This window comes from Kitasatospora sp. NPDC058190, from assembly GCF_042883685.1.
Classification (GTDB): domain Bacteria; phylum Actinomycetota; class Actinomycetes; order Streptomycetales; family Streptomycetaceae; genus Kitasatospora.
This window is the reverse complement of the sequence record NZ_JBHVVI010000106.1, coordinates 1-15,989: the sequence shown is the minus strand read 5'-3', so window position 1 is coordinate 15,989 and position 15,989 is coordinate 1. Positions and strand designations below refer to the sequence as shown.

Here is a 15,989-nt window from a genome sequence, read left to right as displayed (position 1 = left end):
CGACCAGGGCAGGGCGCAGCAGGCCCGGACGGCGGCCACCCGGCAACCCCGACCCAGACGACGCCGAAGGGCACCACCCGGCACGGAAGGCGCGAGGCCCGGCCCCACCAAACCGAACACCAACCCCCGCCACCACCCCCGCCCCCGCAATTCAGGCCCGAATTCAGAACACCACCGGCAGCCAATCCGTCAAAACAACCGAACGAAATACCTGGCAGAATTCAGCCCCGAATACAGCCCCACAACACCGAACCCACCCCGAAGCGGGCCGACCCGACCCCCGACCCCACCCGCCACCACACACAGTCACCGAACCAGCCACCACCCACCGACCACCCCCAACAGGACCAACCAAAGGTCCAGACAATATGGCGCGTATAGCCGTTTCACGCCTCTAGCTCTCAACAGGTCACACCTGTCGATCAGCCTGCCGTCGACCAATGAGGATCGGCGTCGACGGTGATGGCAGTGCCGAATCCGTTGGCCGGGGAAGAGGCCCAAGCTTCTTCCCCGGCCAACCCGGTGTTCCAGTCGCTCTACTGCAGCAGACCTGAGGTGCCAAGGCCGCGGTACAGGCGCAGCGGGCCAGCGATAACGATCAGCACCAGCTCTTCACCGCGATACAGCGAGACACTTCACCGCGCACCCGGCTCCACCGTTCACCAACCCCGGCCACGAACACCCGTGACCAGGGAAGAGAACCCCGGCCACCCCGGTGAACAGTCATGCCGAGCCAGTGAAAACCAAACGCCGATCATCACCAACAGGTCCAACCAAAGGTCCAGACAACCCGGTGTGCGGGGCCATTCCACGCCGGATAAGCCCCAACAGGTCACACCCGACGGTGGGAGATGAGCTACTCCCCTCCCTGGCCCACACGCGCGGCTCGCCGCCGGGCATCCGCCTCTTCCGCACGGGCCTGCTTCGCTGCCCGCTCGGCCAGTCGCGCGGGGCAGAACTCCTCCTCCGTCCGGTAGTCCACCGCCCGGCGCAGCTTGCGGCTGGCAGACCAGCGGCAGGCGCGGGCGTGGCGGCGTACGGCCCTGGGACGCATACCCAGGAGGGCCGCGAGCAGGCGGATCGCCCGCTCGGTGGTCTTGTCCGGGACATCGGTAGTCCAAGCTCAGCAGGCCGTCGGCGTACTGCTCCAGCAACGCCAGGAGCCGTGTCTGGACAGTGCGCAGCTCCGCCACCGGACAGTTGCCCCGGCTACCGGCGGGGTGGGCCTGGCAGGGCGCTGTGGTCTTCTTCGTCGTCGTCATGGCGTCACCCTGGCCGAGGCCGGCTGTGGATAGCCGACGGTGTCGACAGAACAAAGCCGCCCAGCCGGAGGTCACCGGCTGGTCCTCGCAGCGGAAGGCAGCAGGCCCGGCGGGGCTTGCTCGATGCCGCGCAGTGCGAGGGCCGCGGTGCGGGTGCGCTCCAGCCAGCTCACCCAGCACCTCGACCCCGCCACGCTGCGCCAGCTGGTCGACCTTGCCCACGCCCGGCGCGCGGTCGCGGTCCTCACTGAGCTGACGCCCCGCTCGACCTCTGCCTCTCGCGGAACTCGTCCAGGCCCGGCCACCAGCGGGTACCGGAAGACGAACTGCGCTACCAGCACCGCATGGCCCGCTCCGCCCGCGCCCTCCTCCTCCACGAGGGCTTCGACGAGATCCGCCACCACCGCGCCGGGCACTGACGCCGCGCGCCACCGCGCCCCTCCCGGCGATACCCGCTCTGGCCGCCGGCACAGCGCCGCCGCCCTGTGAACGTGACGGTCAGCGAGAGCTGCGCTCGCCGGGCGACATCGCCGAAGGAACGCGAGGCCGGCAGCCGGGCTCTCGACGCCCACATCGCCCGAATCACCGTCGGATTCCGCCTGCCGCCCAGCTGATCGCCGCTCTCTTGGCCGGGCCCGCGGCGCCCGCTGGTGATGGCCCGAGGGCGTGCGTCCCGGGACCGGCGGGCGCCGGTGTGCAGCGTAGTGGGGTGGCCGGTGTGCGGGGTGGCGGTGCGCAGGCCGGGACCGCGGGAGCAAGGGGGGATGCCCGGCTCCCGGCCGGGGGAGGCTGCGGCCGTGCGTGGGTGCGGCCGCTCTGCTCGGCAGCCCCGTCTTGGGGACGGTGGGGTTGCGGTGCCGGGCCGCGCCCTTTCCTCGCAGGCGTCAACAATGTCATGACGCACATCAGTTAGCGCGCTACGTGTCCGGCGGCACCGACCATGCCGGATCGAAACGTGTCGGGATCACCAGATCCACCACCTGCTACGTAGTGTGATTCAGTGATCACAATTAGGTGATCACTGGTGTGTCGCCGCCACTGGTGTGGCTGGCGCAGGCTGCCCTTGTGAGGTGGAGGTACCAGTGGTCGGGCATGGGAGACAGCGGACCGGTTCGCATCGCGGCACGGGGCCCGAGGAAAGGGGGCAGCGACCACGGCCACGGGCGTGGGTGCGGATCTTCATGGCGGGACTGGCCATGCTGGCAGGACTGGCCTTGCCGGCCGCCGCCTCATCCCGGGCCTGGGCCGCCACCTCCCCGAATGCCTATGTCGCTAACTTTGAGTCGAACTCCGTGTCAGTGATCAATACCGGCACCAACACGGTCATCGCCACCATCGGCGTCGGTAGCTCCCCCTTCGGGGTCGCGGTCGCCCCGAACGGCGCGCACGCCTACGTGGCCAATTTCGGATCGAACAACGTGTCGGTGATCGACACCGCCACCAACACGGTCACCGCCACCGTCGGCGTCGGCAGCGGGCCGAGGGGTGTCGCGGTCACCCCGGACGGAGCGCACGTCTACGTCGCCAACCAGGGCGACAACACGGTGTCGGTGATCGACACCGCCTCCAACACCGTCATTGCCACCGTCGGCGTCGGCGCCGCCCCGACCGGCGTCGCGGTCACCCCGGACGGCGCGCACGTCTACGTCACCAACGCGCAGTCGAACAACGTGTCGGTGATCGAAACCGCCACCAACACGGTCACCGCCACCGTCGGCGTCGGCGCCAACCCGGAGGGTGTCGCGATCACTCCGGACGGAGCGCACGCCTACGTCACCGACGCAGGCTCAACCGTCGTGTCAGTGATCGAAACCGCCACGAACACGGTCACTGCCACCATCGGTGTCGGCAACAGCCCGGCCGGTGTCGCGATTACTCCGGACGGCGCGCACGCCTACGTCAGCAACGAGGGATCGAACAGTGTGTCGGTGATCGCCACCGCCACCAACACGGTCACCGCCACCGTCGGCGTCGGCGCCAACCCGCTGGGCGTCGCGGTCGCCCCGAACGGCGCGCACGCCTACGTCACCAACGTGAACTCGAACAGTGTGTCGGTGATCGCCACCGCCACCAACACAGTCACCGCCACCGTCGGCGTCGGCGTCAGCCCGACCGGCGTCGCGGTCAACCCGGTCAGTCCGGCGCCCTCCCTGACCATCACCAAAACCCACACCGGCAACTTCACCCCAGGCCGCCAGGGCACCTACACCATCACCGTCGGCAACAACGGGACCGCCCCCACCGACGGCACCACGGTCACCGTTCACGACACCCTCCCGGCCGGACTCACCGCCGTCAACATCAGCGGCAGCGGATGGCGCTGCACCACGAGAACCCTCACCTGCACCCGCAGCAACGTCCTCAACCCCGGGAACGCCTACCCGCCCATCACGCTGCGGGTCCGCGTCGCCCGCACCGCCACCGGCACCCTCACCAACACCGCCACCGTCAGCGGAGGCGGCGACGGCACCGCCACCGCCACCGACCCCACCACCATCGACCCCTGCGACGACCACCACCACTGGTAAAGAAAGCACCAGAGGCCGCCACCCCCGCCCGGGATGGCGGCCTCCTGGCATTTCGGGGCGACGCCGTGGCGCCAGCGGCGAGGCCGAGACGCACTCAAGAACGGCGGGCCCGACCAGCCTGATACCGTCGGCAGGACCCCCAGGAGAGAATCTGATGAATGGTCAGAGCTGTTGAACTTGTTCTTCGTGCGCAGGCGCAGGCGGCCGGGTCCCGGGGAACGAGGGGGGACGGTTCCACGGGGCCCGGCCGGTGGGAGGCCAGCAGCGCCGAGCCGCGGCGCGGCTGCTCTGCTCGGCGGCCCGGTGGTGCTGTGGTGGGGCCGCCGTGCCGGGAATGCTAGACCCGTTGATCGGTTAGTGGCCAGGGCTTTGACCTGCAATCTTTCGGCCGCACGCGATCCACCGCACCGGTCAGCGCAGCAGCACGTACAGGCACAGCGCCCAGCCCGTCGCGTGCACCGCCCAGACCCCGGCCCTCGCCGGGCAGGAAACACGACGGGCCGTCGGCCTCAGGACAGCAGGTCCAAAGCCGGGTGGATCCGGCCGACATCCAGTATCCCGTAGATCGGCACCCCCGCCGGGTAGATGCGCCCGGCGTCACGGACCTGCACGTCCGGGGTTCAGAGCCAGCCTTGGTGGGCGGCTTTGATGCCGGCTTCGAAGCGGCTGCTGGCGCCGAGGCGTTCCATGATCGAGGACATGTGGCGGCCGACGGTGCGTGAGGAGATGCCGAGGCGTTGGCCGGCGGCGTCGTCGGTGAGGCCGGAGCTGAGCAGGCGCAGGAGTTCGCGCTCTGTGGGGGTGAGGCTGGTCTGGGGGTCTTCGGGGGTGGTGGCGCCGAGGGGGACGGCCGTGTTCCAGGCCTGTTCGAAGAAGTCGAGGAGGGCGGCGAGGATGCCGGGTTCGGTGACGTACAGGGCGCCCTTGCGGTTGTCCGCGGGGTCGATGGGGACCAGCGCCTGGGTACGGTCGAAGACGACCATGCGCTGAGGGATGGTGGGGGCGGTGCGGACTTCGCTGCCCTGGCCGAGGAGCCAGTGGGCGTAGGCCGCGACGTGGGGCTGGTTGCGGGTGGCGTCCTGGTAGAGGGTGCGCATCGTGATGCCGCGCCCGAGCGCCTCGGCGTCGGCGGGGCGGCTGGCGGCGAGGTCCTCGGGGCGCTGGTTGCCGGGCTGGCTGCTGAGGACTTCGGTGGTGGCGTCGTGGCCCATCTGTTCGAGGCGGCTGCGGATGGCATCCATGCCGAGGAGGCGTTCGCCGTGAGTGGTGCGGTGCTCGGCGCGTTCGGCGACCATACGGGTGACGGCGGCGCGTGAGGCCGCCAGTTGGGCCTGGCGGGCGGCGAGTTCGGCCTCCTGGCTGGCGAGGATGCCGGCCAGGCCGATGTCGGGGCTCACGGCGCGCATCTGCCCGGGCCGATCGGCGGAGGCGCGCACGAGGGTGAGCCGACTCAGCTCGTCGAGGTGGTCGTGCACCTGGACGGGGGTCAGGCCGCAGTGGGTGGCGATGTCGTCCACGCTGAAAGCGGGATGGTCGAGCATGGCCTGGTACACCGCTGCGGCGGGTGCGGTCAGTCCCAGCACCTCGAGCATGTTTCCCCCCCGGTAGCCCTGTCGGGCGCTCAAACGTTCAAGATCATCCAAACAGCCTTCCAATGCTTCACTCAAGGCCCATTCGACCCTTTTGTGCCGTCTCGCACCATGCGTGCGGGGATTGCGTCGCAGGTCACTGCCCTAGCGCCTGTCGGGTGCATGTCACTCATGTCTGACTCCGGACAGTCCGGTAGGCGACAGCCGGAACACCTTCCGGCGGCGTCGGCGAGCGGCAAAGCTGTTCATCGCCGCCAGGGAGAGACCCCGGGCGGCAACCGGACGAAGCGCCAACCGCGGGGCGCCCTGCCGGTACAGGACAGCCACACCCATCAGCAGTGAAGGACTCCCGCCATGCTCCGCACCCGTATCGCCCAGGCCGCCGCGGTCGCCACCGTCGCCCTCGCTTCAATCGCCCTCGCGCCCTCCGCCGCCGTGGCGGCCACGGTCGGCGCCCCCGCCCCGGCGGTGTCCCTGGAGAGCATCGGCTGGGGCGGATGAGCCGGTCATGGAGATCATCTACGCCAGCCTGATCCCCCGACAGTCCGACGACGGCGTCCAGTCGAACCACGAAGCCGAGGTCGTGGACGCCCTGTGGGCCCACTGTCTGCCCGGTGACGGGCTCCAGCACGTCAGCGCACGTCCCGAACCCGGACGGGTCGACCTCCTGTTCTACTTGCTGACCCTGGACTCCCCCGACGCGCCCAGCGCCCTCCAGCGCGTCCACACCCTGATGCTCCGAAGCCACCGGACCTCGCCCTGGCTCAACCGGCGCTACCTGTCGCCCGAGCCGCTCACGGCGTACGAGGGCATCACCACCGGTTGAGCACCACGCCCGCCGGGCCCGGCACCGTCCGGCCGGCCTCCGGGACTGTGACACGAACCCAGGCCTCGCTCGATTCACCGCCTTCCTCGCACCTCCAAGCCTTCGCCGGCGCCCTCTGCCCCTGCCGCAGCCCTGCCCCGGGCCGCACGCCCTGCCGGCACGCCCTGAGCGAGTCCTCCGGACCGCCCTTCACCGCCATCGCCCTGACGCCCGACCACCTGATCCGCGCCCAACCCAGGAGAACCCCTGTGGCCACCAAAACCTCGACTCTCGTCCGCGCCGCCGTCGCGCTGTGCGCCGTCGCCGCCGGCGGTTTCGCCTGGGCCGGCCTCGATACCGGTGCTCAGGCCTCGGCGGTGGCACCCGCCGGCACGCCGGCCCCGCCGCCATCCGCTGCAACACCGTCCGCTACAGCCTCAACCGCCCCGGCGGCCCCGTCCACCCCGGCCGCGACGCCGACCAGCACGCCGTCCGGCCCGGCCAGCCAGGCGCCGCAGACGCCCACCAACAAGCCGACAACCACCGGCACCGCAGCAGCGCGGCCCACCTCTCCCGCACCAGGTACGGCGGCCGCCCCCCAGCAGACGGACCGTGTGTCGGCGGTCGTACCCGCCCCCCTGCCTCCCGCGCAGCTGCCCGCCAACGCCGCTGCCGCCTGGAAGCCGATCGCGCCGCCGAACACCAGGGCCACCACCCACGATGTGCGCCTCAACGAGTGCGCCGCCGTCAAGGGCGCCACGACCTGGCAACAGCAGGGCTACGTCAGCAGCTTCAAGACCCCGGCCATCCAGGACACGTTCACCTTCACCGACGCCACGACCGCCCAGCAGGCGTACACGGACGTCCTGAACGCCATGAACACCTGCCAGCAGCAGTCCCGCGCCCTGCAGAGCTCCGCGAAGATTTCACCGGACGCCCAGGTCGCCACGACGGCGACAACCGCCGAGGGCACCGCCTACTCGCGGCAGTGGACCGCCGTCGCCGGGATGTCCGCCCCCGGCCCGCAGACCGGCCACATCTACCTGGTCCGCCACCAAAACATCCTGGCAGTCCTCCAGTTCGCCGTCCCCGCAGACACCCCCGGCGCCAACGCGCTGACGGCGGCCGACGACCGAACCACCCTGACCAACCTGGCCAACCAGCTGAACACCGCGCCCGCGGCCGCCGAGCAGCACTCCTAGCGGCGCTCACCATCCGACTTCATCACCACCCGACACCGAGAAGGAACCCCTCCATGTCCCGCGTCTCCCGCGCTGCCGCCCGCTCGCTCGCCACCCTCGTCGCCGCCGGCGTCGGCGCCACCCTGTTCACGGCGGCCGCACCGGCGCAGGCGGCCTCGACCGCGGGCGGCACCATCACCCGCAGTGAGGTGCTGGCCCGCGCCCAGAGCTGGGTCAACGAAGGCGTCCCCTACAACCAGCAGGGCTACAAGACCGACGCCAACGGCACCTACCGCGAGGACTGCTCCGGCTACGTCTCCATGGCCTGGCACCTGACCGACAGCCTGAACACCATGACCCTGCCGAACGTCTCCACCCAGATCAGCTTCTCCCAGCTGAAGGCGGGCGACGCACTCGACTACACCGCGGACCACACGTTCCTGTTCGCCGGCTGGACCAACCAGTCGACCGGAGACTTCACCTACTACGCCGAGAGCAACAAGTACGACCCCACCCACGGCCCCACCAAGGCGAACATCAACAGCAGCAGCCTCGAAGGCTGGCCCACCGGCAACTACACCGCCCTGCGATACAACAACATCGTCGACGACGCCCCGCCCGTGACGATCCGCCCCTCCGCCGTGGGTGTGTTCCGGGACGGGACGTGGGCGCTGCGTAGTGGTTCGGGTGCGACGACGTCGGCCGGTTTCGGGCAGCCCGGTGACATCCCGATCACGGGGGACTGGGACGGTGTCGGCCACGACCAGCTCGGTGTGTTCCGGCCCTCCACGACCACGTTCGCGCTTCGGCACGACGACGGCTCCAGCGACTCGCTGGTGTTCGGCAACCCCGGTGACATCCCCGTCCCGGGCATGTGGGACCACAACGGCCACGCCCAGATGGCGGTTTACCGGCCTTCGACGAACGCCTTCATCGTCCGCCACGACAACGGCAGCACCGACTCGGTGGTCTTCGGCAACCCGGGTGACATCCCGATCGTCGGCGACTGGGACGGCGTGGGCCACACCCAGATGGGCGTCTTCCGCCCCGCCGCCAACGGCTCCCAGAACACCTTCGCCCTGCGCCACGACGACGGCACCGTCACCACCGCGACCTACGGCAACCAGGGCGACCTGCCCATCGTGGGCGACTGGGCCGGCAAGGGCCGCACCACCTTCGGCGTCTACCGCCCCGGCACCGCGACCTTCGCCCTCAACAACGCCTACGCCGGCACCCCGGACAGCGTGATCACCTACGGCAACCCGGGCGACACCCCCGTCACCGGCAACTGGAGCTGACCACCCGACACCCACCAGGCGGGGCCGCCGCACCGGCGGCCCCGCACCGCGTCCCGCCCGAACACCACCACCGCCGGAGGAACCACGATGACCAGCCCCTCGAGCCGCTCGAAGACGCGAACCGCCCTGACCCTCCTGGCCGTTGCCGCAGTCGCCGCCACCCTGAGCACCGGGCAGGCCGAAGCGGCTTCGGTGGCGACCTGGGACAAGGTCGCCCAGTGTGAGAGCACCGGAAACTGGAGCGTCAACACCAACAACGGCTACTACGGCGGCCTGCAGATCTCCCTCGCCAACTGGAAGTACTACGGAGGCACCGCCTACGCGGCGCGGCCGGACCTCGCGACCAAGCAGCAGCAGATCCTCATAGCCGAGAAGATCCTCGCCGACCAGGGCCCCGGGGCCTGGACCTGCGCCCCTGGCACCGGTCTCGCCAAGGGCGGCCCCGACCCGTACCCGGCGCAGCCCGCACCCGTCATCAAGTCCTCCGCCGTGGGTGTGTTCCGGGACGGGACGTGGGCGCTGCGTAGTGGTTCGGGTGCGACGACGTCGGCCGGTTTCGGGCAGCCCGGGGACATCCCGATCACAGGGGACTGGGACGGTGTCGGCCACGACCAGCTCGGTGTGTTCCGGCCCTCCACGACCACGTTCGCGCTGCGCCACGACGACGGCTCCAGCGACTCGCTGGTGTTCGGCAACCCCGGTGACATCCCCGTCCCGGGCATGTGGGACCACAACGGCCACGCCCAGATGGCGGTTTACCGGCCTTCGACGAACACCTTCACCGTGCGCCACGACAACGGCAGCACCGACTCGGTGGTCTTCGGCAACCCGGGTGACATCCCGATCGTCGGCGACTGGGACGGCGTGGGCCACACCCAGATGGGCGTCTTCCGCCCCGCCGCCAACGGCTCCCAGAACACCTTCGCCCTGCGCCACGACGACGGCACCGTCACCACCGCGACCTACGGCAACCAGGGCGACCTGCCCATCGTCGGCGACTGGGCCGGCAAGGGCCGCACCACCTACGGCGTCTACCGCCCCGGCACCGCCACCTTCGCCCTCAACAACGCCTACGCCGGCACCCCGGACAGCGTCATCACCTACGGCAACCCCGGCGACACCCCCGTCACCGGCAACTGGAGCTGACCACCCGACACCCACCACGCGGGGCCGCCACACCAGCGGCCCCGCACCGCATACGCGAGTCGTTTCAAGGCGCTCACCAGCGGGACCGTCAACAACGTGGTCCACGTCTACGCCCTGGGGATCGACCCGCAAGATGTACACCGAGGACGCGGACTACAACACCGGCCAGCGGACCCCTGGCTGGACCGAGATCCCTGGCGGCACCCAGGCCTGACACCCCTTGTGGCCTGCATGACAACTGCAGAAGACACCGCATCTACGGCGTGACCGCTGTGCAGCACATCGTGGGCAGCTAGGGACGGCCCAGGAGGCCGGCAAGCCGCCTGGCCAGGCAAGCATCCGGGCCCCCGCCCCGTCTGATCTACCTCAGCGAAACCGGCGGATGCGGGCGCCGAAGAGCCCCTCGTCGGAGCCCCACGCGGCTGAAGCCCAACGCACCGAGCGGAAGGGTCGTCACGCCGCCGTCCGGCCAGACACAGCAAAGCGGACGCGGCACCGCCGGATCGGCCGGAGGCCGATGTTCCCAGGACTTGTCCGGTCGATCAGGTTCGGGGCCGGCGTGGACGGGTGGGGTCATTAGCCGCGCGGGGATCGTTCCCCCCGGCGGCGCTGCGGGATGTATGCCGCCGACTCTCCCGAGGTGGTGACCGGCACGCGGTTTGGACTGGACGAGCCGAGCGAGGGAGGAAGTTCCGCCCCACGCGCACGGCCGGTTACCAGGAGTACCGGTCGACGGATCGGTCCGGGCGCCCTGGCGAACCCGTGTGTGAAGCCGGGGCGGAGTCCGGTAGCGTGCACGAAGGAGTGCCGGGAAGCCTGGTCGGCGAACAAGGGACAGCTGTGTCCGCAGGCCGATCCGGGGGTGGTGTGCGTGGCGCTCGACGCGAGGTCCGCCGGCACGCCGTCAGCCCGGCCGCGGCTGCGGACCCGCCGCCCCTCACGCCGGCCCCGGCCCCCTCAGGCGTTACACACCGTCCACAGGGCTTCAGTGGACTTCGGACAGCTTCCGAGAACTGAGACACCGTCCGGCGTTCCGGCCGCCCGGTGCCGTCCGACCCCGGAAGGGGGCGGGGCGGCACGCCCCGGCGACGGCAACCCAGGCGTTCCGGCCACGCACCGGACCGGGGGGAGAACCGTCATGACCCACCGTCCCTCACCATGGACCCGCACCGGCGGCGCGCTGCTCGCTGCGGCGGCGCTCGTCCCGGCAGCGGCCGCCTGGTACGTGTTCGCCGTCCGGATGCCGGACGACACCGAGCGGTCCCGCTCGTACTCGGTCGCCGCGACCTGCCCGGCCGAAAGCCCGGGCACGACCGTCGAGGAATGCGTGCGCACCGTGCCGTTCACCGTCAGCGGCACGGTCCTCCGGCACAAGGACCACCTGGCAACGCTGGACGGCGCGCCGTCCTGGAGCGGCACGGTGCGGTTCGGCAACCCCGGGCCGCTGCTGGAGGACCTGAAGCCCGGCGACCGGGTGGACGGCACGGTGTGGCGCGGCCAGGTGATGCGTCTGGAGCGGGCCGGCGTCGCGCAGGCCTCCGTCGACGAGCCCCGCGACGAGGCGCAGCTCATCGCCGGGCTGGGCACTGCCGTCGCGCTGCTGGCGGTGCTCGCCGCCGCCTTGGGCGCACTACTGTTCACCGGCCGTCCCACCACGTTCGCCCTCGCCCGGTCGCTCTTCTTCTGGACGCTGTTCTCCTGCGTCATGCCCGCGGTGCTCGCGTCCTGGGCCGGCCTGCCGTGGTGGACGGTGCCGGCCGCAGCCATCCCGACTGCGCTGTTCGTAGCGGAGGCGGTGCGGCGCCGGAACACAGGGAAGGCCCCGGGGGAACCGCAGGGGTTCGTGGCCGGCCGTCTGCCTGCTTGACCCCACCGGCAGTCGGCGCGGTTGCCGCCGGCTCCCCACTGTGGGCCTGCCGGAGCACGAACGGCTCCGGTTCCCCGACGCCGAGCAGCACGTGCTGAAACTGCCTCGCACCGTCCGCTACGAGCACTTCCGCCGCTCGCAGCGGGCGGCGCGTCACCGCAGCGCGGAGCCGCGGGTCTTCGAGCGGACGGGCTCCACCGTCGTGGCGGAGCGGACGACGCGGAGCGGCCCCGGGACCGCTGCTCGGCCAGGACTTGTCCGGGCGGCGATCAAGTGCGGAGCCAGATGACAAGGGCCGCTGTAGTGGTTTTGCCGGAGTCTCTTCAGGTCGACTCGCGATCGCCGCTCTTCGTGGCGAGCCGTGTCTGGTTGGAGATTGCCGGACATGCGTTTCCGGAGGCCGGGTGGAGCGATTCGTCGCTGTCGGTGCTCGGGTCGATGGGGACGGCGATCCGCCATGCCCTGAATGACGGAGAGGGCGATGTCTCCCGGCGCCGTCCCGGCCCCACCGGGCCTGCCCGGACGCCCCGCGGCCCGCCGAGCAGGCCGCCGACGCCATCGCCGCGCGCCCGGTGGAGCGCGGCCAGCTGGTCGGCATCGAGTGCCTGGCCGTCGGGCTCGGCCTGGTCGGGCGAGGAGGGCGGCGGCAGCCGGAACAGCGGAGAGGTCGTCATGCCGGGTGCAACCGCCCGCAGGCCCGGACGGTCACGGCCAGCAGCAGCCAGGCCCGTCCGCTGCTCGTCGTCGCCGAGCGGCCGGTGCAGTGCTGCCAGCAACGGCTACTTCCTGCTGGGCAACCTCGAGAACTCCATGCGCCTGACCCACGCCCACACCACCGAGACCGCGCTCGCCGGACTCCTGCTCTCCGGCTTCGGCGAGGTGTCCGTCAGCGAGCGTGAAGCCCTCGCGAAGCTCGTCGGCAACCAACTGGGCGTGGGTACCCGTACCGGGCACCTGTGGATCACCGCCGTCGAGCAGGCGGCGCTGGCGGCAATCGTCGCCGCCCAGCTCCCCAGGAACGCCGAGGCGCTCGAGGACTTCCGCAACGGCTGGCGTCTGGGCTGAACCGCCTGGTGGTGGCCTACACCGCAGGGCCACCATCCTCACGACGATCGCCGCCGCCGTTCTACCGCAACCTGCTGTCCGTGACCGTCGGCCATATGCTCCTGTCGAACTTGCCCCCGCGAGCAGCTGGCGCGACCGTGTCAGGCCGTCGCGCGGGCGGCCTTGGTGCGGGCGGCGTCGAAGACGGCGGCCGGGTTCCCGTAGTAGATCCACGGGCCGGCGATCTCCCGGCCCATCCCGCGGAAGAGGTCCAGGGCCTGCGCCGGGCGGCCGTTCTCGATCAGGCCGTGGGCGATCCAGCCACGCGCCGGGACGATGCCGGGGTGGGCAGGGTCGGCGGCTGCCAGGTCGGCCAGGGCCGCGTCCAGGGCGGCCGTGTACTCGGCGGAACGGTAGAGCGGGGCCGCGGACTTGTCGCGCAGGACCTCCTCCCAGTACGCCCGCAGCTTCAGCACTGTCAGCAGGCTGCCCGCCGGCGCTCCGGCGATCGCCTTGTCCGCGAACTCGTGCATCAACTCGTTGCTGCCGAGCCACTTCTCGCACCAGTACTGCAGCGCGGCGGTGTGCGCGCCGTAGTGGTGGGGCTCACGGGCCACGATCTCCGACCACAGCGCACGGTAGCGCTCGTGCGACCAGCCCTGGCCCATTGCGATCGGCTGCTGCATCACCCAGGCGTTCGGGTCCCCGGCCGGGGCGAGTCGGATCGCCTCGTGCGACACCTCCGCCGCCTCCTGCAGTACCTGGTGGAAGCCCATCGCCTGCTCGCGGGTCACCTCGGACGCGTACTTCCCGGTGCGGATCTCCCACGCCCGCTTGACCAGGGCGCAGGTCTGCACCTGGGCGGCCTCGGGGCTGTCCGGCTGCTCCTTGCGCCACTGCCAGAGCCAGGTGTCGTCGGTGGCCGCGAGGTCTCCGAACGGGTCCATCCGGGCGTAGCGGGTGCTCCAGTCACGGTCACCTTCCGAGAGGTAGGCCGCGGCGGGTCGCCAGTTCCCCGCCTTGGCCGCGTCCAGCGCGGCCTGCGCCGCCGGGTCGGCGGTTTCGCTGCCCACTTCGACCAGTTCGGCGCGCGGCACCAGGCCGGCTGCGGGCGCGTCGTGGCCGGCGGTGGCCTTGCGGTGCTTGTTCAGCCAGAGGGCCAGCCTGATGAGGAGGACGAGGAGGGTGACGATGACGAGCGGGTGGGGCATGGACCTGCTTCTCTACGGAACTTTGTCGCACAGGTGTGCGTTTCATGGAGATCGTATCGTTTGGGCACGGAGCCGTGAACGGGTTTCCCGGCAGGCCGACGCCCACGTACCGCAGTTGACTCCGCACTACCGCTGGCGCCGCTGCACGTCTTCCTCTCCGGCGCCGCCGAGCATGTCGGGGGCCGTCTCGGTCGGCGATCCGTCCTATCGCACTATCAAGGGCATCCTGGTCGCCGGCACCGAGACCATCCCGAACCCGACACAGGCGACGGCGGAGCGGCGGCCTTCCTGCACTGGCCCGAGGGCCTGTTCGGCGCCACGATCCCCACCCAGACATCGGACGAGCGCCATGGTGACCAGGGGCACGCCGACGCTGAGGAGGCCGCCCGATGAGCGTGCTGGACACTGCCCTGCGCGAGTCGCTCAAGTCCCTGCGGCTGTCGGGGATGCTGGAGACCCTGGACGCCCGCCTCGCCCAGGCCCATGGCGGCGAACTCGGCCACCTCGACTTCCTCCAGGTCCTCTGTCAGGACGAGAGAGAGCGCCGCGAGAGCGTCGCGTTCGAACGCCGTCTGCGCAAGGCGAAGTTCGAGCAGCAGGTCACTCTGGAGGGCTTCGACTTCAACGCGTCCCCGAAGCTGCCCGCCGCCCAGATCCGTGACCTGGCCGCACTGCGCTGGCTCCACGCCGGTGAGTCCGTCATGGCCGCGAGGAGCGCCGCTCCGGTCGATCGGGCGGGTCGCATGGTGGGCATGCGCAGCATGCCTGCCTGTCCGGGCCGCGGTGACCAAGTGTGCCACGCCCGCCCGTGCGCGATCCGCCTGGAACCCATCGGCCTTCGCGCAGGTGCGCGGTGGCGCCCTGCAAGTCGCGTGGCGGGTTTGTCCACTTGGCCACCACACCCATGTAGATGCTCGACCCGTAGATTTCAGTGCAGATCTTCGGACCGGACCAGTGATGGGTGCATGCGTCTGAGCTGCGAGTCTGGGCGGCGGCGGGGGCTGCGGTGGGCAGGACGATAAGGGCAAGGACCGTGCTGACAGCGGCGGCCCGACGGGCGGAGATGACAGATCGGCTCATAGCAGGCTCTTCCGGTTGCTGTTGGGACAATCTGGTGAACACTGCTACGCCGTACAGGGTCACGGGCACGAGCACGCCCAACCCTCCGGATGACGGACGGTCAGGCGAGTAGCGCGGACAGAGGCATGGGCAGCTTGCCTACCCGCCCCGGTTCAAAGGCGCCAGATTCGCCTCACCACCCGGTGACGGTGCGACGGCCGGCTGGAACGCCCGCATAGGGCAGCGTCCTGGGGCGACGACGTCGCCTGATCCGTTGCCTATGCGGAGGCCGCGAGCAGTTTCGGCCGGTCGGAATCGGACCAGTCGACAGCGCGGACGACGTCCCGGGACCAGGCCCGCCAGCCGTGGATGCTCACGTCGAAGTACCCGGTGAGCTCGACCGTTAGGCCCTCTTCCGGCCGGTGCCTGTCGTCCCAGTCCAGGACGACGGTCCCCGGCAGGCCGTCGATCACGGCGTGCCCGGCGTGGACGACCTGGGTCATCCACCCTGTCGGCGTGTCCATCTGGACGTAGGGCGGGTCGTTGGACTCGCTCTTCCAGCTGAAGGTGACGCCGGGCTCGCGCCAGGCCTTTCCGGTCACAACCAGGGCGGTGGGCACCGGCGGGACAGCGCGCGGGTTGTGCCCGTGAGCTTCCCCCGCTGCGCGGGAGGCGTTGATTACCTGGTCAGGACGGGTGTGGCTAGTTCGACGGCCACCGGTTCGGCCGTCGCCTGGTCGGCGTAGTACTTCGCCTCGTATTCGTCAGGGCTGAGCCAGCCGAGTCGTTTCTGGATGCGGCGGGTGTTGTACCAGCCGTCGATATAGGCGAACAGTGCGAGGTCGGCGTCGGTGCGGGTCGCGAAGGTCGTGCGGCGCACGCACTCGGTCTTCAGGACGCTCCAGGGGGCTTCCCCCGGGAATGTGGACACCGGGTGCTATGCAGCGACGGCCAGCGTAACTGATCTCTGCTCGTAGGCGATCGGGGTCATGTGGTCGA

The 15,989-nt window shown here is 70.7% G+C and carries 15 protein-coding genes and 1 pseudogene; 11 read left to right on the top strand and 5 right to left on the bottom strand.

Going from position 1 to position 15,989, the window contains the following annotated elements; all coding sequences use genetic code 11:
* Window positions 1-2,554 precede the first annotated feature (2,554 nt).
* Window positions 2,555-3,790, top strand: coding sequence for a beta-propeller fold lactonase family protein (locus tag ACFVWU_RS34935; protein ID WP_387628350.1), 1,236 nt, complete (start codon window positions 2,555-2,557; stop codon window positions 3,788-3,790).
* 620 nt (window positions 3,791-4,410) lie between these two features.
* Here ACFVWU_RS34935 and ACFVWU_RS34930 read toward each other — a convergent pair.
* A complete protein-coding gene (locus ACFVWU_RS34930; RefSeq protein ID WP_387628347.1) occupies window positions 4,411-5,382 on the bottom strand; it encodes a LuxR C-terminal-related transcriptional regulator in 972 nt (323 codons plus the stop codon).
* 351 nt (window positions 5,383-5,733) lie between these two features.
* On the opposite strand from ACFVWU_RS34930, the gene ACFVWU_RS34925 reads away from it, so the two are divergent.
* From ACFVWU_RS34925 to ACFVWU_RS34895, 7 genes are all read left to right on the top strand, one after another.
* Window positions 5,734-5,880 (top strand): hypothetical protein, encoded by a 147-nt coding sequence (locus ACFVWU_RS34925; RefSeq protein ID WP_387628346.1) that lies wholly within the window; start codon window positions 5,734-5,736, stop codon window positions 5,878-5,880.
* A gap of 7 nt (window positions 5,881-5,887) precedes the next feature.
* Complete coding sequence (locus ACFVWU_RS34920) at window positions 5,888-6,205, top strand: hypothetical protein (protein WP_387628345.1); 318 nt, start codon at window positions 5,888-5,890, stop codon at window positions 6,203-6,205.
* Between the two features lie 248 nt (window positions 6,206-6,453).
* The gene (locus ACFVWU_RS34915) at window positions 6,454-7,386 is read left to right on the top strand and encodes a hypothetical protein (RefSeq protein ID WP_387628342.1); all 933 of its coding nucleotides are present in this window, start codon (window positions 6,454-6,456) and stop codon (window positions 7,384-7,386) included.
* Between the two features lie 53 nt (window positions 7,387-7,439).
* Window positions 7,440-8,663, top strand: a complete 1,224-nt coding sequence (locus tag ACFVWU_RS34910; protein WP_387628339.1) for a hypothetical protein — start codon at window positions 7,440-7,442, stop codon at window positions 8,661-8,663.
* Window positions 8,664-8,750: 87 nt separating this feature from the next.
* Window positions 8,751-9,809: a transglycosylase family protein gene (locus tag ACFVWU_RS34905; protein ID WP_387628337.1), complete on the top strand. Its 1,059-nt coding sequence runs from the start codon at window positions 8,751-8,753 to the stop codon at window positions 9,807-9,809.
* A gap of 1,138 nt (window positions 9,810-10,947) precedes the next feature.
* Window positions 10,948-11,676 carry a hypothetical protein gene (locus ACFVWU_RS34900; RefSeq protein WP_387628334.1) on the top strand — a complete coding sequence of 243 codons (729 nt, stop codon included), beginning with the start codon at window positions 10,948-10,950 and terminating at the stop codon, window positions 11,674-11,676.
* A 40-nt stretch (window positions 11,677-11,716) separates the two neighbouring features.
* Complete coding sequence (locus ACFVWU_RS34895) at window positions 11,717-11,965, top strand: DUF5988 family protein (protein ID WP_387628332.1); 249 nt, start codon at window positions 11,717-11,719, stop codon at window positions 11,963-11,965.
* Between the two features lie 34 nt (window positions 11,966-11,999).
* Here ACFVWU_RS34895 and ACFVWU_RS34890 read toward each other — a convergent pair whose 3' ends face one another.
* Window positions 12,000-12,452 (bottom strand): hypothetical protein, encoded by a 453-nt coding sequence (locus ACFVWU_RS34890; protein WP_387628330.1) that lies wholly within the window; start codon window positions 12,450-12,452, stop codon window positions 12,000-12,002.
* Between the two features lie 34 nt (window positions 12,453-12,486).
* On the opposite strand from ACFVWU_RS34890, the gene ACFVWU_RS34885 reads away from it, so the two are divergent.
* Window positions 12,487-12,741 (top strand): hypothetical protein, encoded by a 255-nt coding sequence (locus ACFVWU_RS34885; protein WP_387628327.1) that lies wholly within the window; start codon window positions 12,487-12,489, stop codon window positions 12,739-12,741.
* A gap of 140 nt (window positions 12,742-12,881) precedes the next feature.
* On the opposite strand, the gene ACFVWU_RS34880 is transcribed toward ACFVWU_RS34885, so the two are convergent.
* Window positions 12,882-13,931, bottom strand: a complete 1,050-nt coding sequence (locus ACFVWU_RS34880; RefSeq protein WP_387628324.1) for a hypothetical protein — start codon at window positions 13,929-13,931, stop codon at window positions 12,882-12,884.
* A gap of 181 nt (window positions 13,932-14,112) precedes the next feature.
* Here ACFVWU_RS34880 and ACFVWU_RS34875 point away from each other — a divergent pair.
* Window positions 14,113-14,324 (top strand): annotated as a pseudogene (locus ACFVWU_RS34875) (IS21 family transposase); the annotation flags it as partial.
* Complete coding sequence (locus tag ACFVWU_RS34870) at window positions 14,321-14,953, top strand: ATP-binding protein (protein ID WP_387628321.1); 633 nt, start codon at window positions 14,321-14,323, stop codon at window positions 14,951-14,953. The pseudogene ACFVWU_RS34875 and the gene ACFVWU_RS34870, both read left to right, overlap by 4 nt.
* Before the next feature lie 315 nt (window positions 14,954-15,268).
* Here ACFVWU_RS34870 and ACFVWU_RS34865 read toward each other — a convergent pair whose 3' ends face one another.
* Window positions 15,269-15,592 (bottom strand): hypothetical protein, encoded by a 324-nt coding sequence (locus ACFVWU_RS34865; protein WP_387628319.1) that lies wholly within the window; start codon window positions 15,590-15,592, stop codon window positions 15,269-15,271.
* A 77-nt stretch (window positions 15,593-15,669) separates the two neighbouring features.
* Window positions 15,670-15,921: an IS3 family transposase gene (locus ACFVWU_RS34860; RefSeq protein WP_387628316.1), complete on the bottom strand. Its 252-nt coding sequence runs from the start codon at window positions 15,919-15,921 to the stop codon at window positions 15,670-15,672.
* Window positions 15,922-15,989: the final 68 nt, after the last annotated feature.

Coding starts and splice junctions, on each gene's coding strand:
- ACFVWU_RS34900 (WP_387628334.1), top strand. CDS start 10,948: ATGACCCACCGTCCCTCACCATGGACCCGCACCGGCGGCGCGCTGCTC.
- ACFVWU_RS34925 (WP_387628346.1), top strand. CDS start 5,734: ATGCTCCGCACCCGTATCGCCCAGGCCGCCGCGGTCGCCACCGTCGCC.
- ACFVWU_RS34880 (WP_387628324.1), bottom strand. CDS start 13,931: ATGCCCCACCCGCTCGTCATCGTCACCCTCCTCGTCCTCCTCATCAGG.
- ACFVWU_RS34920 (WP_387628345.1), top strand. CDS start 5,888: ATGGAGATCATCTACGCCAGCCTGATCCCCCGACAGTCCGACGACGGC.
- ACFVWU_RS34905 (WP_387628337.1), top strand. CDS start 8,751: ATGACCAGCCCCTCGAGCCGCTCGAAGACGCGAACCGCCCTGACCCTC.
- ACFVWU_RS34870 (WP_387628321.1), top strand. CDS start 14,321: ATGAGCGTGCTGGACACTGCCCTGCGCGAGTCGCTCAAGTCCCTGCGG.
- ACFVWU_RS34885 (WP_387628327.1), top strand. CDS start 12,487: ATGCGCCTGACCCACGCCCACACCACCGAGACCGCGCTCGCCGGACTC.
- ACFVWU_RS34910 (WP_387628339.1), top strand. CDS start 7,440: ATGTCCCGCGTCTCCCGCGCTGCCGCCCGCTCGCTCGCCACCCTCGTC.
- ACFVWU_RS34930 (WP_387628347.1), bottom strand. CDS start 5,382: ATGCTCGAGGTGCTGGGACTGACCGCACCCGCCGCAGCGGTGTACCAG.